The sequence below is a fragment of the Variovorax paradoxus genome (genome assembly GCF_040544635.1).
Classification (GTDB): domain Bacteria; phylum Pseudomonadota; class Gammaproteobacteria; order Burkholderiales; family Burkholderiaceae_C; genus Variovorax; species Variovorax paradoxus_R.
Map to the genome: position 1 here is coordinate 171,007 of NZ_JBEPKJ010000010.1, position 22,827 is coordinate 193,833.

Annotated in this window: 23 protein-coding genes; 13 read left to right on the plus strand and 10 right to left on the minus strand. The window is 66.7% G+C overall.

Going from position 1 to position 22,827, the window contains the following annotated elements; all coding sequences use genetic code 11:
* The 4 genes from ABIC94_RS18035 to ABIC94_RS18050 are packed head-to-tail and all read right to left on the minus strand — an operon-like array spanning position 1 to position 3,692.
* A complete protein-coding gene (locus ABIC94_RS18035) occupies positions 1–804 on the minus strand; it encodes an HAD-IA family hydrolase (protein WP_354374360.1) in 804 nt (267 codons plus the stop codon).
* A complete protein-coding gene (gene cbbX / locus ABIC94_RS18040) occupies positions 801–1,730 on the minus strand; it encodes a CbbX protein (protein WP_354374361.1) in 930 nt (309 codons plus the stop codon). Before cbbX ends, ABIC94_RS18035 begins: the two co-directional genes overlap by 4 nt.
* Positions 1,731–1,766: 36 nt before the next feature.
* Positions 1,767–2,186, minus strand: a complete 420-nt coding sequence (locus ABIC94_RS18045; protein ID WP_354374362.1) for a ribulose bisphosphate carboxylase small subunit — start codon at positions 2,184–2,186, stop codon at positions 1,767–1,769.
* A 48-nt stretch (positions 2,187–2,234) separates the two neighbouring features.
* On the minus strand, positions 2,235–3,692 hold the full coding sequence (locus ABIC94_RS18050) for a form I ribulose bisphosphate carboxylase large subunit (RefSeq protein WP_354374468.1): 1,458 nt from the start codon (positions 3,690–3,692) through the stop codon (positions 2,235–2,237).
* Between the two features lie 127 nt (positions 3,693–3,819).
* Here ABIC94_RS18050 and ABIC94_RS18055 point away from each other — a divergent pair, with 127 nt between their 5' ends.
* On the plus strand, positions 3,820–4,800 hold the full coding sequence (locus tag ABIC94_RS18055; protein ID WP_354374363.1) for a LysR family transcriptional regulator: 981 nt from the start codon (positions 3,820–3,822) through the stop codon (positions 4,798–4,800).
* 18 nt (positions 4,801–4,818) lie between these two features.
* Here ABIC94_RS18055 and ABIC94_RS18060 read toward each other — a convergent pair whose 3' ends face one another.
* Genes ABIC94_RS18060 through ABIC94_RS18085 form a run of 6 tightly spaced genes read right to left on the minus strand, consistent with a single transcriptional unit; the run spans position 4,819 to position 11,929 of the window.
* The gene (locus tag ABIC94_RS18060; protein ID WP_354374364.1) at positions 4,819–7,113 is read right to left on the minus strand and encodes a TonB-dependent receptor; all 2,295 of its coding nucleotides are present in this window, start codon (positions 7,111–7,113) and stop codon (positions 4,819–4,821) included.
* Between the two features lie 15 nt (positions 7,114–7,128).
* On the minus strand, positions 7,129–8,124 hold the full coding sequence (locus ABIC94_RS18065; protein ID WP_354374365.1) for a tripartite tricarboxylate transporter substrate binding protein: 996 nt from the start codon (positions 8,122–8,124) through the stop codon (positions 7,129–7,131).
* Positions 8,125–8,137: 13 nt separating this feature from the next.
* The gene (locus ABIC94_RS18070) at positions 8,138–9,025 is read right to left on the minus strand and encodes an ABC transporter permease (protein WP_354374366.1); all 888 of its coding nucleotides are present in this window, start codon (positions 9,023–9,025) and stop codon (positions 8,138–8,140) included.
* Positions 9,007–10,185 (minus strand): branched-chain amino acid ABC transporter substrate-binding protein, encoded by a 1,179-nt coding sequence (locus ABIC94_RS18075; protein ID WP_354374367.1) that lies wholly within the window; start codon positions 10,183–10,185, stop codon positions 9,007–9,009. The genes ABIC94_RS18070 and ABIC94_RS18075 overlap by 19 nt, the downstream gene beginning before the upstream one ends.
* Entirely contained in the window at positions 10,182–11,177 is a 996-nt protein-coding gene (locus tag ABIC94_RS18080; protein ID WP_354374368.1) for a PQQ-dependent catabolism-associated beta-propeller protein, read from the minus strand. The genes ABIC94_RS18075 and ABIC94_RS18080 overlap by 4 nt, the downstream gene beginning before the upstream one ends.
* A 38-nt stretch (positions 11,178–11,215) precedes the next feature.
* The gene (locus ABIC94_RS18085; protein WP_354374369.1) at positions 11,216–11,929 is read right to left on the minus strand and encodes an ABC transporter ATP-binding protein; all 714 of its coding nucleotides are present in this window, start codon (positions 11,927–11,929) and stop codon (positions 11,216–11,218) included.
* A 567-nt stretch (positions 11,930–12,496) separates the two neighbouring features.
* Between ABIC94_RS18085 and ABIC94_RS18090 the strand changes: the two genes are divergently transcribed.
* The 12 genes from ABIC94_RS18090 to ABIC94_RS18145 all read left to right on the plus strand — a co-directional run bounded on the left by ABIC94_RS18090 (position 12,497) and on the right by ABIC94_RS18145 (position 22,827).
* Positions 12,497–14,272 (plus strand): methanol/ethanol family PQQ-dependent dehydrogenase, encoded by a 1,776-nt coding sequence (locus ABIC94_RS18090; protein ID WP_436318046.1) that lies wholly within the window; start codon positions 12,497–12,499, stop codon positions 14,270–14,272.
* Positions 14,273–14,374: 102 nt separating this feature from the next.
* Positions 14,375–14,779 (plus strand): c-type cytochrome, encoded by a 405-nt coding sequence (locus ABIC94_RS18095; RefSeq protein ID WP_157613452.1) that lies wholly within the window; start codon positions 14,375–14,377, stop codon positions 14,777–14,779.
* Entirely contained in the window at positions 14,776–15,666 is an 891-nt protein-coding gene (locus tag ABIC94_RS18100) for a substrate-binding domain-containing protein (RefSeq protein ID WP_354374371.1), read from the plus strand. Before ABIC94_RS18095 ends, ABIC94_RS18100 begins: the two co-directional genes overlap by 4 nt.
* 11 nt (positions 15,667–15,677) lie before the next feature.
* Positions 15,678–16,385: a hypothetical protein gene (locus ABIC94_RS18105; protein ID WP_354374372.1), complete on the plus strand. Its 708-nt coding sequence runs from the start codon at positions 15,678–15,680 to the stop codon at positions 16,383–16,385.
* A 29-nt stretch (positions 16,386–16,414) separates the two neighbouring features.
* Positions 16,415–16,786 carry a hypothetical protein gene (locus ABIC94_RS18110; RefSeq protein WP_354374373.1) on the plus strand — a complete coding sequence of 124 codons (372 nt, stop codon included), beginning with the start codon at positions 16,415–16,417 and terminating at the stop codon, positions 16,784–16,786.
* Between the two features lie 21 nt (positions 16,787–16,807).
* Positions 16,808–17,791 carry a YncE family protein gene (locus ABIC94_RS18115; protein WP_354374374.1) on the plus strand — a complete coding sequence of 328 codons (984 nt, stop codon included), beginning with the start codon at positions 16,808–16,810 and terminating at the stop codon, positions 17,789–17,791.
* Between the two features lie 47 nt (positions 17,792–17,838).
* Positions 17,839–18,384 carry an SRPBCC family protein gene (locus ABIC94_RS18120; protein ID WP_354374375.1) on the plus strand — a complete coding sequence of 182 codons (546 nt, stop codon included), beginning with the start codon at positions 17,839–17,841 and terminating at the stop codon, positions 18,382–18,384.
* A 27-nt stretch (positions 18,385–18,411) separates the two neighbouring features.
* On the plus strand, positions 18,412–19,431 hold the full coding sequence (locus tag ABIC94_RS18125; RefSeq protein WP_354374376.1) for an AAA family ATPase: 1,020 nt from the start codon (positions 18,412–18,414) through the stop codon (positions 19,429–19,431).
* A gap of 16 nt (positions 19,432–19,447) precedes the next feature.
* Complete coding sequence (locus ABIC94_RS18130) at positions 19,448–20,323, plus strand: DUF58 domain-containing protein (RefSeq protein ID WP_354374377.1); 876 nt, start codon at positions 19,448–19,450, stop codon at positions 20,321–20,323.
* Complete coding sequence (locus ABIC94_RS18135; RefSeq protein WP_354374378.1) at positions 20,320–21,264, plus strand: calcium incorporation protein MxaA; 945 nt, start codon at positions 20,320–20,322, stop codon at positions 21,262–21,264. The genes ABIC94_RS18130 and ABIC94_RS18135 overlap by 4 nt, the downstream gene beginning before the upstream one ends.
* A 13-nt stretch (positions 21,265–21,277) precedes the next feature.
* A complete protein-coding gene (locus ABIC94_RS18140; RefSeq protein WP_354374379.1) occupies positions 21,278–22,279 on the plus strand; it encodes a vWA domain-containing protein in 1,002 nt (333 codons plus the stop codon).
* Positions 22,276–22,827 (plus strand): MxaK protein, encoded by a 552-nt coding sequence (locus tag ABIC94_RS18145; RefSeq protein WP_354374380.1) that lies wholly within the window; start codon positions 22,276–22,278, stop codon positions 22,825–22,827. Before ABIC94_RS18140 ends, ABIC94_RS18145 begins: the two co-directional genes overlap by 4 nt.

The following is a 22,827-nucleotide window of genomic DNA, read 5'->3' on the forward strand; positions in this document are numbered from 1 at the left end:
TCAACAGTCCTCGCGGTAGAGCGCCTGCACGGCATTGAGCTGCGGCGCCGTGGAGGCCATCGCCAGCAGTTCCTCGATTCCGAGCCATGGCGCACGCTGGAGTTGGCCGCCCGGCTCGCCGGGCAGCGGATCGGTGGGGTCTCCCAAACCGGGCAGCACCAGCCCGGCACCGCTGAAATCGCTGCCCTCGGTCCAGAAGGTGGGTGTGACCAGCGTCCAAAGGCCGGCACCAAGGGCGGAGCGCAGGCCGTTGGGCGAGTCTTCGATGGCGATGGCGCGCTCGGGCGGCACGCCCAGCGTGTCGAGTGCCAGCAGGTAGATGTCGGAGGCCGGCTTTTTCGCGCGCACCTGGTCGCCGCACGCAATCACGTCGAACATCGTGAGGCCGCGCGGGCCCAGCGTGGCCTGCAGCAACGCGTCGATATTGACGGCGGTGGTGGTGCTGGCAATGGCCAGCCGCAAGCCGGCGTTCTGGGCCTCTTCGAGAAAGCGCAACACGCCGGGACGCAGCGCAATGCCGCCGCGCCGCGCAATGTCGGTGTAGTGCTGCGTCTTGGCGGCATGGACCTCGGGCACGCGCTCGCGCAGCCGCCTTTTCTCCGAAGCGCCCAGGGGCAGCGAATCGATATAGGCATTCATGCGCTCCTTGCCGCCCGTCACCGACAGCAGCGATCGGTACTCGGCCTGCTCCCAGTGCCAGTCGAGCCCCAGTTGCCCGAACGCCAGGTTGAAGGCCATGCGATGCACTTCCTCGGTGTCGGCCAAGGTGCCATCGACGTCGAAAACGAGGGCTTCGATGCTCATGACTTCGCTCCTTTCGTCTGCGCGGCATCCGCCGGCGGGTTGAAAACGCGGCTCGCGAGAATGTCCTGCGCCTCGAGCGTGCAAAGCTGCTCACGGGTCAGCGCCTGTTCGCTGCCGAAGAGCCGCGTGGCGTGGCGCAGCCGGATGCGGTCGAGCGCATTGCGGATCGATCGCGCATTGGCAAAGTGCGGCTGCTGCCGGCGCAGGCTCACGTAGCGTGAGAAAGTGGAAGCCGCGCCGTCGTCGAAGCTGTAGTTCAGCCGCCCCAGCATGAGCTGCGCAATCTGCATCAGCTCGGCCTCGCTGTAGTCCGGAAAGTCGATGTGGTGCGCAATGCGCGAAGCCATGCCCGGGTTGCTGCTGAAGAAGGTCTCCATGCGGTCCTTGTAGCCCGCAAGAATCACCACCAGGTCGTCGCGCTGGTTCTCCATCACCTGCAAGAGAATCTCGATCGACTCCTGCCCGTAGTCGCGCTCGTTCTCGGGCCGGTAGAGGTAGTAGGCCTCGTCGATGAACAGCACGCCGCCCATGGCTTTCTTGATCACTTCCTTGGTCTTGGGCGCCGTGTGGCCGATGAACTGCCCCACCAGGTCGTCGCGCGTCACCGCCACCAGGTGGCCCTTGCGCACGTAGCCCAGTTGCTTGAGCACCTCGGCCATGCGCATGGCCACCGTGGTCTTGCCGGTACCCGGGTTGCCGGTGAACGACATGTGCAGCGAAGGCGGCTGCGACTGCAGCCCCTGCTCCTGGCGCAGCTTGTCGATCAACAGCAGCGCCGCGATGTCGCGGATGCGGCCCTTCACCGGCGCCAGGCCGATCAGCTCGGCATCGAGCTGATCGAGCAGCGCCTTCACGCCCGACGACTCGAAGAGCTGCTTCGGCGCGGTGGCGACGGCTGGGGTGACGGGAGTTTCGGTGGCGTCCATGCGTGCCTCTGGCAATGTCCGTGGGGCGAAGTCCGCTCAGTACCGGCTGCCTTCGGGCCGTGCCTGCACCGCATAGCTTTCGATGCTGTAGCGGATCGTGCGGCCCGGCTCCTCCGAGCGGATGAGGCGAAAGCCCGGTTCGTTGGAAGGCCGGTTGACGATGAAAGACATCACCACCGACTCGGTGCCGTGCGTCGAGTCGAACGCCGTCACGCGGATGTACTGCTGCGGAAAGGTCTTGCGGCAGGACGCGAGTTCGAGCATGACGCCGGCCGCATCCTTGATGTCGAACATCGGGTTGCCGAACATCTCCCAGAAGGTGTTGCGCGGGTGCGGGTCGTCGGTGTATTCGAGGCCGATGGCCCAGCCCTTGTCGAGGCAATACTCGACCTGGCGGCTGATCTGCTCGTCGCTGAGGTCGGGCAGGAAGGAAAAGGTGCCTTGTGTGATTCGCATGTCTGTTGCTCCTGGAGAACTGCGGAACGGGATAACGGATTCAGGGATTCAGGCCACCGACGGCGTCGGCACGTAGTCCGACGTATCGGTGGACGCGTAGTTGAAGGAGATCTCGCCCCAGGTGTCGAGCGCGGCCGCCAGCGGCGTGCACCACTTGGCCGCATTGCGCAAAATCTGCGGCCCCTCGTTGGCGATGTCGCGGCCTTCGTTGCGGGCCAGCACCATGGCCTCGAGCGCCACCCGGTTGGCCGTGGCCCCGGCCTGGATGCCTTGCGGATGGCCGATGGTGCCGCCGCCGAACTGCAGCACCACGTCGTCGCCGAACAGGTCGAGCAGCTGATGCATCTGGCCCGCGTGAATGCCGCCCGAAGCCACCGGCATCACCTTGCGCAGCGCACCCCAGTCCTGGTCGAAGTAGATGCCGCGCGGCAAATCGACCTTGGTGTGCGTGTCGCGGCACACGTTGTAGTAGCCCTGCACCGTCATCGGATCGCCCTCGAGCTTGCCGACCGCCGTGCCTGCGTGGATGTGGTCCACGCCCGCCAGCCGCATCCACTTGGCGATGACGCGAAAGCTCACGCCGTGGTTCTTCTGGCGCGTGTAGGTGCCGTGGCCCGCGCGGTGCAGGTGCAGGATCATGTCGTTCTGGCGGCACCAGTTGCTCATCGACTGGATGGCCGTGTAGCCGATGACCAGGTCGACCATCACGATCACCGAGCCCAGCTCCTTGGCGAACTGCGCGCGGCGGTACATCTCTTCCATGGTGCCGGCCGTGACGTTCAGGTAGCTGCCTTTCACCTCGCCGGTGGCGGCGCTGGCCTTGTTGACCGCGTCCATCACGAAGAGGAAGCGGTCGCGCCAGTGCATGAATGGCTGCGAGTTGATGTTCTCGTCGTCCTTCATGAAGTCGAGCCCGCCGCGAAGGCCCTCATACACCACGCGGCCGTAGTTGCGGCCAGAGAGCCCGAGCTTCGGCTTGGTGGTGGCGCCCAGCAACGGCCGGCCGAACTTGTCGAGCCGCTCGCGCTCCACCACGATGCCGGTCGGCGGGCCGGGGAAGGTCTTGACGTAGGCGACGGGAAACTTCATGTCCTCCAGCCGCGCGGCCTTCAGCGGCTTGAAGCTGAAGACGTTGCCGATGATGGAGGCCGTGACGTTGGTGATGGAGCCTTCTTCGAACAGCGAGAGGTCATAAGCCACGTAGCAGAAATACTGGCCCGGGTTGTTGGGCACCGGTTCCACCTTGTAGGCCTTGGCGCGGTACATGTCGCAGGCGGTGAGGCGGTCGGTCCACACCACGGTCCAGGTCGCGGTGGACGATTCGCCGGCCACCGCCGCGGCCGCTTCGACGGCGTCCACGCCGTCCTGGGGCGTGATGCGGAAGAGCGCGAGGATGTCGGTGTCCTTGGGCACGTAGTCGCCGTCCCAGTAGCCCATCTGCGCGTACTTCAGCACACCGGCCGAATAGCGCTTCTTGGCGTCGGTGATCTGGATTGCTTCGTTCATGTTGCCCATGGAGTGCCTCTCGAAAAGAAGGGTTGGTGCTGTCTGGTGAAGCGAATGTAGGCCGCATGAAAGATAAAGAAAAATTAAATCTTTTGACATTCACATTTGCCAAACCTAATATCACTGAATGCCTCTTTCCAAGCACGCGAGCTTTCGCCAGCTCGCCACCTTCCACGCCGTGGCGCGGCTCGGCAGCGTTTCGCTTGCTGCAGACGAAATGCACCTGACGCAACCCGCGGTGTCGATACAAATCGGCACTCTCGAGGAGTCCGCTGGCACGCCGCTGTTGCAGCGCACGGGCCGCGGCATCCGGCTGACCGAAGCGGGCGAACTGCTGGCGGGCTATGCGGGCCGCATCCTCGACCTGTGGCGCGAGGCCGGCGACGAAATGGCCATGCTGCAGGGCGTGTTCTCGGGCACGCTGCGCGTGGGCGCCATCACCACGGCCGAATACCTGCTGCCGCCCATATTGGTGAACTTCGCCAAGGAACATCCGAAGGTGAAGGTGAAGCTGCAGGTCGGCAACCGCGACGAAATCGTGCGCATGCTCGCGGGCCAGGAAATCGACATCGCCATCATGGGCCGACCCCCTGCCGAGCTGAAGACCGACTCCAGCGCCTTCGCCAAGCACCCGATGGCCTTTCTCGCGGCGCCGAACCATCCGCTCATGTCAGCGCCCATGCCCACGCTCGCCATGCTCTCGGACACGCGCATGCTGGTGCGCGAGCGCGGCTCGGGCACGCGCACCACGGTCGAACGCTTCTTCAAGGACCAAGGGCTGCCGCTGCGCATCGGCTCCGAACTGTCGAGCAACGAGGCCATCAAGCAGATGTGCGCCGCGGGCTTCGGCATCGCCTTTCTGTCGATGCACACCTGCGTGCTCGAGATGAACGCCGGCCTGCTGGGCGTGCTGCCCGTGCCGGGAAATCCGGTGGTGCGCGACTGGTACGTGATGCACCTCGCGTCACGGCAACTGCCGCAGGTGGCGCTGGCGTTCGAAGACTATCTGCGCGCGAATGGACAGTCGCAGATCCTGCGACAGCTCGGCACGCTGCCGGCGGCGGCGCACCCCGCCGCAAAGAAACGCAGCACGCGGCGCGCTGCCTGAGCTTTCCGGCGTGCAGGCTCAGACGCCCAGCTGCATCCGCACGCCAACCCACACCGCCCGCGGCGCGCCCGGCGCCACGAACTGCGCGTTGCGCCATGCATCGGGTGCCGCCACCACGCCGCTCGCGTCGAAGCCGTTGCGGCCCAGTTGGCCGGCGGTGGCATAGCGGCGGTTGAACACGTTCGCCACCTTGGCAAAGAGCTCCACGTTGCGCCCCAGCTTCCAGCGCGTGGTGAGGTCGAGCAATGCATAGCCGCCGATGCGGCCGCTGCCGCTGAAGTCGGCCCCGTCGGGCGTGTGCAGGCCGTTCTCGTTGCCGCGCACGGTCTGCCGCGAATAGACGCGGTACTGGGCGCCGAGCGTCCAGCTGGGCGTCACGCGCCAGTCGACGTTGAGCTTGAGCGAATGCGCCGGCAGGCCCGGCAGGCGGTCGCCGGGCCGCACCGCGATCTCGCCTTCGCCGACACAAGCGGAACTGGTCTCTGCCGTGCTGTTCGCTTCGGCCACCAGGCATGCGGGGGAGTCGTATCTCGCCCGCAGGTAGCTGTACGACAGCGACCAGTCGACGCGCTCGGTCTGCTGCGAGAGGCCGAGTTCCACGCCCTGGCGCAGGGTGCGCCCGAAGTTGCTGAAGTACCCGCGCGAAAGCCCGCTGCTGACGAACAGCAGGTCGTCCTTGTTGACCGTGCGGAACACCGACGCGTTCCATCGCAGACCCGGCGCAAAGGTCCCTCGCAGGCCAGTTTCGAAGGTCTGCGACACGACCTGCTTGAGCGGCGGATCGGACTGCAGCGCATTGGGCAGCACGCAGGCATTTGCCGGATCGGAGCAACCCAACTCGATCGGGCTCGGCGCGCGGCTGCCCTGGCTCCAGCCTGCATAGGCCGTGAGCTGCGGCGTGGCCTGCCATGTGAGGCCGATGGCGGGGTTGAACTTCTTGTAGCGGCCTTCGCCGTCGAGCTGGGTGGAAAGCCCGAGCAATGCGCGCCCGTCGTCACGCGTGGACACGCGGGTGTCGTTGTAGCGGCCCGAAAGGCTGAGCTGCAGATCGGGCCGCAGCGTCACCAGGTCGGAAAAATAGATGCTCGCGGTGCGGCTCTTGCCCGCGAGCAGCGCATCGGCCTCGGCCTCTTCCTGCGGCACCACCGCACGCGTGCCATCCAGGAAGCCTTCCGATTCCGTCTGCAGGAAGTGCGTGCGGGCGCGATCGACCGAGGCACCGAAGGTGAGCTGGTGAATGCCCGCGGCATAGGTCGTCTGCAGCGCCACGCCTTCGCTGCGCTGGCGCGTGTAGGTGCGGTTCTCCACGCCCGAGGCCTCGACCTCGGGTGGATTGAAGTCGTCGTTGAGGTCGCCGTTGAGCGTGCTGTAGCGCGAGCGCCGCGTGTACGCGGTCATGGAAATCGTCTGCACGTCGCTCAGGCGGTAGCTGCCATTGAACGTCAGCATCGACATGCGGTTGCCGGTCTGGTCGGGCCGTGTGTACACCTGCTTGCGGTTCTGCATGAGCATCGATTCAGGCAGCAGGCCGTTGCCCACCATGCGGTTGTCGCCATGGGTAAAGCTCAGGTCCCAGGAGAGCTTGCCGCTGTCTTGCCCCACCTTGGCAAACAACTGGCGCACACGCGACGGCGAGTAATTGCGCCAGCCGTCTTCGTTGAGCCCGCCGAGTGCGAGAAACAGATGTCCGCCTTCGGCCAGCTTGCGGCCGTGCGTGAGCTCGGTGCTCACGCGGCCGAACGAGCCGGCCTGCAGCTCCAGCTCGGTGCCGGGATGCGTATCGCCCCGCTTGGTCTGGAGCGAGAGCGCGCCGCCGAGCGTGTTGAGGCCGAACAGCGGGTTGGAGCCGGGCAGCAGCGTGATGCTCGAGATGGCCGCCTTCGGAATCAGGTCCCAGTTCACCACGTCGCCGAAGGGCTCGTTGATGCGCACGCCGTCCTGGTACACCGACAGGCCCTGCGGCGTGCCCAGCACCGGGCTCGCACTGAAGCCGCGGTAGTTCACGTCGACCTGGTATGGGTTGCCCTGGATCTCGTTCACGTTCACGCTCGGCATCTGCGTGGCCATGAAGTCGGGCAGGTTCAGGCTCTGCGCGCGGCGCAGGTGCAGGTCGTCTGCCGTCTGCACGTTGGAAGGAATCTGGTCCTTCGGCACCTCGATGCCCGGCACGGGCGTGGTGCTGACCACTTCGACAGTCGGCAGGCTGCCCGCCTGCGGCGCGGCCTCCTGCGCCTGGCCCGGCGTCGGGCAGGCTGCGGCGGCCACGGCAAGGCCGATCAGCCGGCGGCTGGTTTGCTTGTTCGGTCGGATCACGGTTTCCCTTCCTCCTCAAGTGCCGGTGCGCGTCAGGCCCAGCTTCTCCACCATGGCGCGCTCCTGCGCGAAGATTTCGCGGCACGACTGTGCGTACGCCTCCGGCCCGAGGTAATCGACCTCCTGGTCGTACTTGGCGAGTTCGTCCTTGAAGCGCTGGTCGAACATGGCCTTCTTGAAGGCGTCGTGCAGCACCCTCACCACGGCCGGAGACAGGCCGCGCGGCCCGGCCAGCCCGTAGGGCGACTTGGCCACGATGTCGAAGCCGAGCTCGCGCAGCACCGGCACCTGCGGCCAGCGCTTCGAACGCTCGCCGGAAAAAATTGCCAGCAGCCGCAGCGTGCCCGCATCCACAGCGGGCCCGAAGCCGGTGGAATTGACGCCGGCCATCACCTGCCCGCCCGCAATCGCGTTGAGCTGCTCGGCCGTGCCCTTGTACGGCACGTGGATGTAGCGCAGGCCGCGCGCCGTGAACAGCGCCTCCAGCACCATGTGCGGCGTGGTGCCGATGCCGTTGGTGGCAATGGTCAGCTCCCCGGGCCGCGCACGCGCGAATGCAAACAGGTCTTCGAGCGAACGCACGGGGCTGCCGGCCGCAACCAGCATGCCGAAGGTCACGCTCGACACCTGGATGATCGGCGTCACGTCGCGAATCGGATCCCACAGCACCTTCTGCGTGTGCGGTGCACGGAACACCGGCTGCGGCATTTGCGCGATGGTGTAGCCGTCGGGCCGCGCCTGCTGCAGCACCGGCATGGCCAGCGTGCCGCCGGCGCCGCCGCGGTTTTCGGTCAGCACCGTCTGGCCCAACGAGACGGAGGCCAGTTCGGCGAGAAGGCGCAGCGAGATGTCGGTGGCGCCGCCCGCGGGCCAGGGCACCCACAGCGTGACGGGGCGGGAAGGAAAGGGCTCGGTCGAAGCCGCCGCGTGCGCCAGCGGCAACGCGCCCAGCGCCAGTGCGGCCGCATCGCGCAGCCAGCGGCGCCGGGTGGAACCGCCCTGCCCGGTCATGGCCCGCCTCCGCTCATGGCCCGCCTCCGCCCCGCTTGGTCAGGCCGCCGAAGCCGCGCTGCGGGTCGTAGCCCCAGCACGCGAGCCCGAAGAAAACGATCAGGCAGCCCAGCACCATGTAGGGTGCCAGGCCCGGGTCCTTGCCGTAAAGCGCGAAACGAATCCACTCCACCGCGTAGGTGAACGGATTGAAGCGCGCCAGCTGGTACACCCACTCGGCGCCGGACTCCTGCAGCTTCCACAGCGGATAGAGCGCGGTCGACAGGAAGTACATCGGGAAGATGACGAAGTTCATCGTGCCCGCGAAGTTCTCCAACTGCTTGATATGCACCGACAGCAGCAGCCCGAGCGCGCCCAGCATGAGCGCCCCGGCCGCCAGCGCCACCAGTGCGTGCAGGCCGGAAAGCGACAGCAGCGGCAGCTCGGTGCCGATGAGCGCCGCCACGATCACGAACACCAGCGCCTGCAGCACCGACAGCAGCGCCGTGGCGCACAGCTTGGAGAACAGCAACCACGGCCGCGGCAGCGGCGCCGTCAGCAAGAGGCGCATCAGCCCCATTTCGCGGTCGTACACCATGGCGAGCGACGACTGCATGCCGTTGAACAGCAGCACCATGCCGACCAGCCCCGGCACGATGTAGACGTCGTACGGAATGTAGGTGTCATAGGGCTCGACGATCGCCACCCCGAACACGTTGCGAAAGCCCGCCGCGAACACGGCCAGCCACAAGAGCGGGCGCACCAGCGCCGACACCAGCCGCCCGGTCTGCTGCGAAAACTTGTACAGCTCGCGCAGCACGATGGCGCGCATTGCCTGCAGCGCGTGGGCCACGCCGCGCCGCGCCAGCGGTTCGGTGCCGTCGCCCGCGGGCGTTTCCGTTTTCAGCGCGCGTTCGGACATAGCTTCTCCGGCGCATCGGCGCCCAGCGTGTCGAGCACGTTGCGCGCATGCAGCACGCCTTCCGCCGGCGCCTGCGCGATCACGCCCTGCCCGTCGGTCAGCAGCATGGGCTGGCGCAACTGGCCGTCCCAGGCGCGAAAGCTCAGGCCGGTGCCCTTGGAACCGTCGAGCGCACTCTTGGCGATGGCCTGGGCCCAGGCCGCGTTCGGCCCCTTGGGCGCGGCGATGGCGACGGCCGCCAAGGTCTTGCCTGCCATCCAGGCGGACCAGTCGTGCGCCGTCATCGGCCGCTTCGCGGCCTTGGCAAAGCGCCGCGAGACCTGCGGTGCGCCGTAGCGCTCGAACTGCGCGTGCCACGCCAGCGCCACCAGCCCGCCGTCGCCCACCACCGGGCGCGGCAGCACGGTGCGGTAGGGCAGCGTGCGGGCGAACTCGCCGTCGCTGTCGACCACCCACACGGCGTCGTAGCTGTTGCCGGCCGTGAGCAGCAGCGGGTTGGCCAAGTCGCGCTCGCGCGGGTCGGCGGAAAGCTTGAACGGCTTGCTGGCCACCACTTGCAGACCGTAGCGCTTGATCGACGCCTGCGCAGTGGCCGCACGCAGCGCATCCTGCGGACCGCCGCCCACCAGCAGGAGCAGCTTGTTCCATTTGCGGGACACCAGCGTCTGCGCCAGCGCATCGCTGCGCATGCGTTCGCTGGGCACCAGGTGGAACATGCGAGCCCGGCAATCCTGCTGTCGCAAGCGGTCGGATGCGTCGCTCAGGTTCAGCACCGGCAGCTTCACGGCGTCGGCCACGGCCAGCGTCCAGTCGGCGGGCAAGTCGGTCAGCAGCACTGCCGCGCCGTTCTTCTCGGCGGCCACCGCCGCGGCGCGCGCCGCCTCGAAGGAAGCGGCCGGCGTGGCGGTCAGCGCCACTTCGGTTCCCGCGGCCTCGAGCTCGAACTTCGCCTCCTCGAGCGCGACCTCGAGCCCCTCGGAAAGTGGACCGCCGGAATGGCCGAGATAGGCCCGTTCGATACGCGAGCGCTCCAGGCGGGGATCGTCGTCGGGCGTGATCAGCGTGGCCTTGAGCACGGCCGCATCCGCCGCCACGGGCGCAATGAGCGCCGCAGCCAACCACGCGCCCGCACACCACCGAACCGTTGCGCGCATCCTCATTCGACGATCACGAGCCCATAGGGCACGCGCCCTACCGGAACGCTCTTGATGGCCTTGGCACCGGCCACGTCGACCACCGTCACGTCGTCGCTCAAGCCGTTGACCACGTAGAGCCGCGCCTGCGCCTTGTCGAGCGTGACGTTCCAGGCGCGCTTGCCGACCAGCACCAGCGAGCCCACCTTGCGGCTGGCCACGTCGACGAAAGCCACGTGGTTGGCGCGGCCGAGGCCCACAAATGCCCGCTTGCCGTCGTTCGTCATCTGGATGCCCACGGGCGTGATGTCTTCGGCGCGCGCGCCCTTCACTTCGAATTTCAGGGTGTCGATCACCTCGTTCGTGGCGGTCGAGACGATGCTGACGCTGGCGCCCAGTTCGTTGGTGATCCACAGCTCCTTGCCGTCGGGCGTGATCGCCATGCGCCGCGGGCGCTTGCCGGCCTTGATGTTCTTCACGACCTTGCCGCTGGCCGTGTCGATGACGTGCACGAGGCTCGCCACCTCCGAGGTCACATACAACGTCTTGCCGTCGGCGCTGACCTTGACGCCTTCCGGCTCCGCACCCACCTTGACCGAACGCAGCTTCTTGCCGCTGGCCGTGTCGATGAAGCTGGCCTCGCCCGCGTCCTCGTTCGAAACGTAGATGACCTTGCCGTCCGGCGACAGGTCGAAGGCCTCGGGCTCGTCGCCCAGCGGAATGCGCCGCACCGACTTTCCGCTCGCCGGGTCGATCAGGTCGGCCTGGTTGGAATCGGTACAGGCCACCATGATCTGGCGCTCGGGCGTCAGCTGGATGTGGCGGCCTCGCTTGCAGGTCGGGATGGTGCCCTTCACCGTCAGCGTCGCGAGGTCGATCATCGTCAGCGCGTTGTCCTTCTCGCTCGAGACGTAGGCTGTTCCCTGCGCCAGCGCGGCGCCGCTCGCGGCCAGCGCGAGCGCGCTACCGGCCGCGCGAAGCAGCGCGGCGGAGTTCGAAAGGAAAGAAAGTTGCGGCATGCGATGTCTCCATTTTTTTGACTCGGATTCTTTTTGTTTCAAGCGGTGCGCGCGATGAAGCCCGCCTCGAGCGTGGCGCCGCCAAGGAGCTGGGTCACCTCCGCCGGCGTGCCGTCAGCCAGCAGGGAACCCTTGTGCAGCACGAGCACGCGGTCGGCCTCCTCGGCCTCTTCGACCCGGTGCGTGGCCCACAGCACGCACACGCCGCGCTCGCGCACATCCGCACGCAAGGCTGCCAGCAGGTCCTGGCGCGATTTGGGATCGAGCCCGACCGTGGCCTCGTCCATCAACAGCACGGCGGGCCGGTGCAGACCGGCGCGCGCAAGCTCGACCTTGCGGCGGTTGCCGCCCGACAGCTCGCGCACCTTGCGGTCGAGGTCTGCGTCGATGTTCAGGCGCTCGCAGGCCGAGGCGATGTGCTCGTTCGCGAGCCGCCGCGGCAGGCCGTGCAGGTCGGCCTGGAACAGCAGGTTGCGCCGGATGCTCAGGTCCAGGTCGAGCGACATCTGCTGGAACACCACGCCGATGTGCCGCAGTGCAGCAGTGGCCGAGCGGCGCAGCGAATGGCCGGCCACTTCGACCTCGCCTTCGTCGGCCGCGAACATGCCGGTCAGCACCTGGAACAGCGTCGACTTGCCCGCGCCATTGGGTCCGAGCAGCGCCACGAACTGGCCTGCGGGCAAGCGCAACGACAACGACTGCAGCGCCGTGCGCGTGCCATAGCGCTTGGTTAAGTCGATGGTTCGCAGCATGTAGGCCGATGGAATGTGTCGAGCAGTTCGGGCTCCGATGGTGTTTGCCGTTTGTATTCGATCCGCAAATTCTGTGCCTCTGTCCCGTCAAGGGTTTTCACTGTGCCGGGTGGCCTCCCAGCGGCCCGCGCAGGAGCTTTCGCGGTATCTCTGCACCGGACACCCGTACTTCGCACGAGACACTTTGCGTCAAATTTGGATGCCCACGCATGGCGAGGCTGCGGCAATGCGCCGCAGCCGGCGCAGGACGATGCGTCGAATGCTCGGGATTTCCCTAGGTTCGATTCTCATTGCGGTACGTCGACGCGAGCTGCGCGAACGCGGCCCCGCCCGGGCTCCTTCCGAATGAGGCCGCAGGCCTTCGCATGGAACGCACGACGGCCCGCGAAACGATCACCGCTGGAAACGGCAGGCATGGATGTTGCGGACCGGAGCATTCGCCAAAGCGATCGAAAGATCCGCAGGCTGCTGCCAGATCGTGTTCGAAACCCACTGAAATGTGAGGAGACATTTATGAAGTTTTCCAGGCAGATCGCCGGCCGTCTCGTACGGCATATCGGCGTCGCGATGTTGGCTCTTCCGGCTTTGGCGCTTGCCAACGCCGACGTAGAGAAAAACATCGCCAACTCCAAGAACTGGGCCACGCAAGCGGGCGATATGTTCAACCAGCGCTACAGCAAGTTGAATCAGATCACCAAGAGCAACGTGGGCAAGATGCAGGTCGCGTGGACGTTCTCCACCGGCGTTCTGCGCGGCCACGAGGGTTCGCCCCTGGTGGTCGACGGAACGATGTACCTGCACTCGCCGTTTCCCAACAAGGTGTACGCACTCGACATCGAAACCCAGAAGATCCTGTGGAAGTACGAACCCAAGCAGGACCAATCGGTGATTGCCGTCATGTGCTGCGACACGGTGAACCGAGGCCTCGCCTTCGCCGAGGGCAAGGTCTTCCTGCAACAGGCCGACACCACGCTGGTGGCGCTCGACGCCAAGACCGGCAAGGTCGTGTGGACGGTGAAGAACGGCGATCCGAAGGTCGGGGCCACCAACACCAACGCGCCGCACGTCTTCAAGGACAAGGTCATCACCGGCATCAGCGGTGGCGAGTTCGGGGTGCGTGGTTTCCTTGCCGCCTACAACATCAAGGACGGCAAGCTGGCCTGGAAGGCTTTCAGCACGGGGCCTGACGAAGAAATGCTGATGGACCCGGGCAAGACCATGACCTGGACCGACGGCAAGCTTGCGCCTGTGGGCAAGGACTCTTCGCTGAAGACCTGGAAGGGCGACCAGTGGAAGATCGGCGGCGGCACCACCTGGGGCTGGTACAGCTACGACAAGGCGACCAATGCCGTGTACTACGGCACCGGAAACCCGTCGACCTGGAACCCGTCGCAGCGGCCCGGCGACAACAAGTGGTCGATGAGCATCTTCTCGCGCGACGTGGACACCGGCAAGGCCAACTGGGTCTACCAGATGACGCCATTCGACGAGTGGGACTTCGACGGGATCAATGAAATGATCCTGGCGGACATCAACGTCAAGGGCAAGCCGACCAAGGCACTGGTGCACTTCGACCGCAACGGCTTCGCCTACACGCTGGACCGGGTGAGCGGCGCGCTGCTGGTGGCCGAGAAGTACGACCCCAAGGTGAACTGGGCCACGCACGTCGACATGAAGACCGGCCGGCCGCAAGTGGTTGCCAAGTACTCCACCGCGCAGAACGGCGCCGACGTCAACACCAAGGGCGTCTGCCCCGCCGCCCTGGGCAGCAAGGACCAGCAACCCGCCTCCTACGACCCCAACACCAAGCTCTTCTACGTGCCGACGAACCACGTCTGCATGGACTACGAGCCGTTCAAGGTCGAGTACACGGCCGGCCAGCCGTACGTGGGCGCCACGCTCTCGATGTATCCCACGCCGGGCAGCCATGGCGGCATGGGCAACTTCATCACCTGGGACGCGGGCACCGGCAAGATCGTGCAGACCAAGGCCGAGAAGTTCTCGGTGTGGAGCGGTTCGCTGAACACCGCCGGCGGGATCTCCTGCTACGGCACGCTGGAGGGCTACCTGAAGTGCGTGGATGCCAAGGACATCAACAAGGAGCTGTTCAAGTTCAAGACCCCGTCCGGCATCATCGGCAACGTGTTCACCTATGAGCACAAGGGCAAGCAGTACGTCGGCGTGTTCTCGGGCATTGGCGGCTGGGCCGGCATCGGCATGGCTGCAGGCATCGACCCCGAGAAGAGCACCGAAGGCCTGGGCGCCGTCGGTGGCTACAAGGAGCTGAGCCAGTACACCGAACTCGGCGGTTCGCTGACGGTGTTCGCGCTGCCGAAGAACTGACGAGACCGCAACCCGCGAGATAGATGAAACGCGGGGCCGGGAGAGCGCACTCACGAGAGGGCTCTCCCTTGTATTTCCCACAATATCGGAGACCCTGGAGCCATGAAATTCCGTACGTCAGCGTTGCTGTCTTCCCTTTTCCTGATTGCAGGCGTGGCCTGCACCCTGGCCGTTGCAGCGCCGGACCCGGCGCCCTACAAAGTGACCGATGGCTACAAGGTGGACCCCGAAACCATGAAGGGTTTCCGTACCTGGCGCTCCGCGGCCTGCGACCGCTGCCACGGACCCAACCAGGAAGGCATGGTGGGACCTTCTCTCATCAATAGCCTGAAGACCTTGAAGAAGGAAGAATTCATCAAGGTCGTGCGCGACGGACGGCTCGACAAGGGCATGCAGAGCTTCGGCAACAACCCGGCCGTGATGGAAAACATCAACCAGCTCTATGCTTACCTGAAGGGCCGCTCCGACGGCGCCATCACACGCGCCCGCGTGGAAGAAAACAAATGACCGCCCGGCCGCGCGCTGGCAGCCCCGTTTCCTTCGGCGCTCGCCTGCGGGCGGGCCTGGTGGGTGCGGCATGCTGCTGCGCGCTGATTCCGGCCATGGCCCAGGAGACGCCGCCGCGCAAGGCGCTGCGCGTCTGCCAGGATCCCAACAACATGCCCTTCTCCAACAACAAGGGAGAAGGCATCGAGAACCGAATCGCCGAGCTATTCGGCAAGACGCTCGGGCTTCCGGTCACCTACTACTCGTTTCCGCAGCGGCTGGCCTTTTTCCGCAACACGCTGCGCTACAAGCTGCCGGGGCAAGACTATCCGTGCGACATCGTGATGGGCGTGCCTGTCGGGCTCGACGAGGTTTCGGTCACCAAGCCCTACTACCGCTCGACCTATGCGCTGGTCTTTCCGAAGGGCAAGGGCATGGACAACGTGGCTTCGGCGGAAGACTTCCTGAAGCTCGATCCGGCCAAGCTCAAGTCGCTGCGCATCGGCATCTACGACCGCTCGCCGGCCTCGCAATGGCTCAACAGGCACGGCCTTCTGGAGCAGGGCATTCCCTACAAGCTCATGAGCGCAGACCCCGCCCAGTACCCGGGCGAGATCGTCGAGCGGGACCTGGCCGAAGGCAAGCTCGACGCTGTCGTCGTGTGGGGCCCGATTGCGGGCTTCTTCGCCAAGCGCGTCAAGACGCCGAACCTCGTCGTGGTGCCGCTGAAGTCCGAAAAGGGCCTCAAGCTCGACTACCAGATGGCCATGGGCGTGCGCTACGGCGAACGCGAATGGAAGCAGCAGATCGAGGGGCTGATCGAATCCAAGGCGCCCGAGATCCAGGCCATCCTGAAGGAGTACGGCGTTCCGCTGGTCGATGCATCTTTCGGAGCGCCCAACAACTGATCGGGTCTTTCATGCGCTTCGCCATTGCCTTCCCGCTGCGCACCTCGCGCCGTGCCTTGCTGTGCGCCCTGCTCCTTGCTCCCATCGGCCCGCATGCCGAGACCGACAAGCGCGACTTCTCGCAGGCGGAGCGCCTGCTTTTCATGGCGCCGCAGCTCAAGGGCCTGCAGGCGCCCATGCTGCTGCGCTACACCTTCGGCAAGACCGGCAGCTTCGAACAGAACTTCGACGACAGCGTGACCGTGGCGCTGAGCGCCAAGGCCGACGGCCGCTGCTGCGACGCCAAAGGCGTGTTCCTCAGCGACGCGCGCAAGGTGCAGGTGCCCGACGTGCCCGCGGCCGAGGGCAACCCCGTCATCCTCTATTTTCTGGAGCATGACGTGCGCGAGATGAAGCGGCTCACGCGCGGCTCCGAATTCCACTTCCGCAAGCGCATCCGCATGGCGGTCTACCAGAATGCCGAGGTCCGCGACGTGTCGCTGCGCTACCAAGGCCGCACCATCAAGGGCAAGGAGATCGTGTTCAGCCCCTTCCTGGACGACCCGAACCGGCCCAAGTATGAAAAGTTCGCGACGAAGAACTACCGCTTCACGCTGTCCGACGCGGTGCCGGGCGGTGTCTACGGCATTCGCACCTCCGTACCGGGCGAGAACGCCTCGGCTCAACCGCTGCTCGTCGAAGAACTTCTCATCGACGGAGCGAAGGCGCCCGCGCGCTAGCACCGCCTTTCCGACCATCAGCGAACGCCATGAAAAAAAACATTCTCCGCATTCTTTGCCTTCTCGCTGTGCCGATGGCCGTGCACGGCGCACCGCGCACGAATGACTTTCCCACCGTGGACCGCGTGCTGTACGTACAGGAGTGCATCGCCGCGCATCCGGACGCCGGAAAATTCGAGATGACGAACAAGTGCTCCTGCGCGCTCGACGCGCTCGCCAAGGAAATCAAGTACGACGACTACGTGCAGCTGAGCACCGCGGCCAAGGCCACCACCATCGGCGGCGAGCGCGGCGGCTACATCCGCGATTCGGAAAAGCTGCAGGCCGACATCAAGCGCTACAAGGCGCTGCAGGCCAAGGTGAACAACGGCTGCTTCGTCGGCCCGCCGACCGCCCGCTGAGGCACTGGCGCAGGGCAAGCCATGACAGCAGGGATCGCGACACCCGCGCGCTCGATGCTTGCCGCGATGCTGCTCTGCACCACGGCCGGGGCGTCGCCGTTCGCCTACATCACCAACCAGGGCAGCCATGACGTGTCGGTGATCGACCTTGCATCGCAGCAGGTGGCTGCCACTGTTCCGGTGGGGCGGTCGCCGGCCGGCGTGGTGGCGTCCAGCCGCGCCGGCCGGGCCTTCGTTTCCAACCCCGACAGCAAGACCATCTCGGTCATCGACATGCGCCTGCAGAAGGTGGTGAACACGCTGCCCGCGGGAGACGGGCCGGTGGGCATCGACATCTCGGGCGACGGCAAACACCTGTATGTGGCCGACTGGTACAGCAGCCGCTTGCTGGTGTTCGACGCACTGGCGGCCAAAGCCTCGAAGCCCTTGGCCTCGATTGCCGTCGGCCGTGCGCCGGCGGGCGTGGCCGCGCATTCCGACGGTGCGACCGTGTTCGTGGCCGAGCGCGACGACGACAGCGTGGCCGTGGTCGACACCGCCACGCGCCGGGTGGTGGCACGCGTGCGCGTCGGCAGCCATCCGTTCGCGCTGCTCTACGACGCCCAGCGCTCGCGGCTTTATGCACTCAACGTGCAGAGCAACGACGTCACGGTCGTCGACGTGCGCGACACCCGGCGGCCCGCCGTCGTCGCAACCGTGAAAGTGGGCAAGGCGCCCTATGGTGCGGCGCTGGCGCAAGGCGGCTCGCTTCTCTATGTCACCAACCAGCATGAAGACACCGTCAGCGTGATCGACGCCGCTTCGCTGAAGGTGCTGCGCACCCTCCCCGGCTTTGCCTACCCCGAGGGCATTGCCGCGCACGGCGACCGCGTGTATGTCGTGAACTGGATGGACGACAACGTGCAGGTGCTCGACGCCGCGAGCGGACAGAAGCTCAAGACCATTGCCACGGGGCAGAACAGCCGCGGGTTCGGCGCCTTCATCGGCGCGCCCATGGAGCCCTGATTTTTTTCAACCGACCCTTCTCTCATCTTTCATCACGGACGTTTTCCATGCCGACTCAACCTTTCAGCCGACGAACTCTCTCCGTCCTGCTCGCATCCGTTCTGCTCGCCGCATCGGCTCCCGCTCTCGCCCACGGCCCGACACGCCAGAAGGTGAGCGAGAAAGTCACCATCGAGGCGCCGGCCGATGCCGTGTGGGCAAAGATCAAGAACTTCAATGCACTGAAGGACTGGCATCCCGCGGTGGCGGACAGCGCCGCAGACAAGGGCAACGCCGAAGGCTCGGTTCGCACCGTCAAGCTCAAGGACGGCGGCACGCTGGTCGAGACGCTCGAAAGCTACGACGACGCGCAAAAGAAATACAGCTACCGCGCGAAGGACGGCGGCGCCCTGCCGGTAACCAACTACACCGCCACCCTCACGGTGGTGGCGGATGGCGGCAAGTCCGTCGTCGAATGGCGCGGCGCCTTCTACCGCGGCTTTCCCAACAACAACCCGCCGCCCGAGCTCAACGACGAAGCCGCGCTCAAGGCCGTGACCGGCGTCTATCGCGGCGGACTCGGAAACCTGAAGAAGATGATGGAGTCGAAGTAGCCCCCGGGGCTTTTCGAGCACACCAGCATGGGCACCGAAGAACAACTCGAAGACTGGCGAAGCCTTGCGCTGCGCGTCGAAGGCGAAGTCGCGAAGGCGATCATCGGGCAGGCGCAGACGATCCGCCTCATCAACGTGGCGCTGTTCGCGCGCGGCCACGTGCTGCTCGAAGGCGACGTGGGGGTCGGCAAGACGACGGTGCTGCGCGCCTTCTCGCGCGCCATCGGCGGCGACTTCGAACGGGTCGAGGGCACGGTCGACCTGATGCCGGGCGATCTGGTCTATCACACCTACGTCGACGCACAGGGCCGGCCGCGCATCGACCCGGGTCCCTTGCTGCGCCACGGCGAGCGCCTGGTCACCTTCTTCTTCAACGAGATCAACCGGGCCCGGCCGCAGGTGCAATCGCTGCTGCTGCGCGCCATGGCCGAGCGCACGGTGTCGGCCTTCGACCGCGAGTACAGCTTTCCGCACATGACGGTGTTCGCCGACCGCAACAAGGTCGAGCGCGAAGAGACTTTCGAGCTGGCTTCGGCGGCACGCGATCGCTTCATGTTCGAGCTGAACATGCCCAAGCCGAGCGACCGCGCCATCCGCCAGTCGCTGGTGTTCGACACCGCGTACCACGACACCGAAAGCCTGATCGACAAGGTGGCGCCAGCCATCCTGCCCTGGGACCGGCTCAACGCCATCGGCGCGCAGGTGCAGCGCAGCGTGCGCGCCAGTGAAACCATCGAGCGCTATGTGCTCGACGTATGGGAAGCCACCGAAACGCCGCAGAAGTTCGGCATCCGGCTCGACGGCGTGGACATGAACCGCCTGATCCTGGCCGGCGCCAGCCCGCGCGGCATGAGCGCGCTGCTGCGTGCGGCGCGCACGGTGGCCTGGCTCGAGGGGCGCTCGCACCTGGAGCCGGCCGATCTCGCGGCGGTACTTCCCTCGGTGCTCGGGCACAGGGTCTTCTTCACGCCGGTGTACGAGCTGCGCCGTGCCGAGCTGTCGGAAGCCCTTGTGATGCAGATCATGGACAAGATCGCGGCACCTTGACGCCATCGAGCCCGCCATGGACCGCGTCGACGAATTCCACTACCAGCTGCCGCGCCGCTTCGGCGGCTGGCGGCCGGGTTCGCAGCGCGGCCTGAGCCAGGGCAGCGGGCAGGAATTTGCCGCGCACCGGCGCTTGTTCGACCACCCCGATCCGCGGCGCATCGACCTGCGCGCCAGCGTGCGCGACGGCCGCGGCGACTGGCTGGTGCGCATCCACCGGCTGCGCGTGGCCATTCCCGTGCACGTGGTGGTGGATGTATCGGCCTCGATGCATTTCGGCGCCGAGCGGCGCAAGATCGACGTGGTGGCCGATCTGGTCGAGGCGCTCGGCTACAGCGCCTTTCGCGCCGGCGACACCGTCGGCCTGCTGGCCTTCGACCAGCGCGAGCGCGAAGACCTCTTCGTGCCCGCCCGCCACAGCCGCGGCAACGGCAGCCTGATGGCCCGGATGCTGCGCGACTGCCGCGCAACGCCCGGCGCACCGCCCACCGACGACTGGGCACTGGCAGGCCTGCGGCGCGCCACCGAACGCCTGGTGGGCCGCGGCGGCCTGGTGTTTTTGGCTTCCGACTTTCACTGGTCGATTGCCGCGCTTGGCGAACTGCTCGCGCAGTTCGCACCGGCCTGCGTCGTTCCGCTGGTGGTCTGGGACCCGGCGGAAATGGAACCACCCGATGCACGCGCGCTGGTCGCCTTGAGCGATGCCGAAACGGGCGTGCGGCGCAGCCTGTGGATGCGTGAATCGCTGCGCACGCGGTGGCGCGCGTCGGTCGCAAGGCGGCGCGCCGAACTCACCGCCTTGTTCGACGCGCACGGCATGCCGCCCTTTCACCTGCATGGCCGCTTCGACGCCGAGGCGCTCACGCGGTACTTCATGGAGACGGCGGCATGAACCGTTTTCATGCGGCGATGCTGGCGATCGCGATGGCCGTGGTGCCAGCCGCCCACGCGTTCGCAGCCGACCCTGCCGCGCCCGTGCCAGCCATAGCGACAGCCACAGCAGCCCCAGCAGCAGCCGCCGCCGTGGTCGAGCAGCCGCGCGCCTTCGGCCACGTGCTCGGCGATGTGCTCACGCAGCGCGTGCTGCTCGAGCAGGCCGGCCAGCCGCTGCGCCCCGCCGCACTGCCCAGCGCTGCGCGCATCGATCTCTGGCTGGAACGCAGGCCTTCGCGCACCGAGACCGATGCCGAGGGGCGGCGCTGGCTGGCCATCGACTACCAGATCATCAACGCCCCGCGCACACTGACCGGCATCTCGCTGCCAGCGCTCTACATCGCGACCGCATCGGGCCCGGCGCTGGCACTGCCTGCATGGCCGATCAGCATCGGCCCGATGACACCGCTCGAGGTGCTGGGACAAGGCGATCTGCAGCCGCTGCAGCCCGACCGCCCCGTGCCTGCGCTTCCGACCTACGCCGTCGAACGGCAACTGAAGCTCTCGCTCTTCGCACTGCTGGCCGTGCTTCTGGCGTGGCTCGCCTGGTGGGCGTGGCGCAACGCCCACGAAGCGCAGCAGCTTCCGTTCGCGCATGCCTGGCGCGAGCTGAAACGCATCCATGACCCTGCCAGCCCGGAAGCATGGCGCGTGGTGCATCGCGCGCTGAACCGGAGCGCCGGCCGCGTGGTGCACGGCGCCAGCCTGCCGCAGTTGCTGGCCGATGCGCCCTACCTGCGGCCGCTGCAGCCGCGCCTCGAAGACTTCTACCGCGAGTCGACGCGGCGCTTCTTCTTTGCCGAGAGCGCCGCCGCCACATCGGCAGAGGCCCAGGCGGCCTACCCGCTCAAGCCGCTGTGCCGCGCCCTGCGCAATGCGGAAAAGCGCCACCGGCATTGACGCCGCCAAAGCCATGCGCTTCGACCTCGCCCAGCCCTGGATGCTCATGCTGCTGCCGCTTGCGCTGCTGCCGCTCTTGCGCAGGCGCAGCGACACGCTCGGCTTCTCTTACCTGGCCTGGCTGCCGTCGGATCGCATCGGCCGCCTTGTCGGCTTTCTGTGGCGAGCGTTCGCGACAGGCGCCATGGCCTTCACCGTTCTCGGCCTCGCCGGGCCCGGGCAGTCGGGCGCCGTGGTCGAACGCGCCGGCCGCGGCGCGGAGGTGCTCATCCTCATGGACCGCAGCAGCAGCATGGACGCGACAGTGCACACCAACGGCCTGCAGACGGCAGGCCGCATGTCGCAGGAGCCCAAGGCCAAGGTCGTGCGAGACCTGCTGAGCGAATTCGTCGCCAAGCGGCCCGACAACCGGTTTGCGTTCATGACCTTCAGCACGGTGCCGATCGCGGTGGTGCCCTTCACGCAGAAGACGGACACGGTGCAGGCCGCGCTCGCCGCCACCGCCATCGGCCGCGGGCTGCCCGAAACACGCATGGGCGTCGCGCTGCTGGCCGCCATCGAGGAATTCGAAGGCCGCAGCTATTCGGGAAGCCGCGTGATCCTGATCGTCTCGGACGGCGGCGCCCAGCTCGACGAGGCGACGCGCCAGCGCGTTCATGCCGGTCTCGCGCGCGAGAAGATCGGCCTCTACTGGATCTACGTGCGCAGCGGCCCGAATTCGCCCAACCTGAACACCGAAACGGTGTCGGCCTACGGCCTCGGCGAAGAACTGGCGCTGCACCAGTTTTTCAAGACGCTGAGTACGCCCTACCGGCTCTACCAGGTGGACGATTCCAATGCCATGGCCGCCGCCATGGCCGAGATCGACCGTCAGCAGAATTTTCCGCTGACCATTCACGAACGGGTGCCGCGGCGCGACCACGGTGCGGCCTTCTATATTGCGGCGATGCTGTGCTGCGCGGGCCTGCTCGCCTGCCGTGCAGTGCAACTGCAGAGCTGGCGGAAAAACGCATGAAGCGATGTACGGTTCACCTGGTGTTCGGCGTGCTGAGCCTGTGCTGCGTCGGCGCGGCCTTGGAGCGTGGGCTGCGCCTGCGCCAGACCCAAGGCCTGAACGCGGAGATCGCCCGCATCGCCGCCGCCCCGCTCGGCAAGGACGCGGCGCCCGCCCCGCTCTCTGCGCCGCGCCAGCTACAACTGGCACAGGCGCTGGCACTTTCGAAAGCCGGCGCGCACGATGCCGCGCTCAAGGGCTATGCGGCCCTGATCCAGAGCGGCGAGCGCGATCCCGTTGCGCAACAGGCGTTGTTCAATCTCGGCAACATGTACCTGCGCCAGGGCATGGCGCAAGAGGCCGGCGCGCTGCCGCTGTTCGAACTCGGCAAGCAGCGGCTGCGCGACCTGCTGCGCGTCGCGCCGCAGGACTGGGACGCGCGCTACAACCTGGAGCGCGCGCTGCGGCTGGCGCCCGAAGACCATGAAGCTTTTTCCGCCGAGCAGCAGCCGGCGCACGAGCAGCGCCGGGTCCGGGTTCCGGGCTTCGTCGCCGGAGACCTGCCGTGA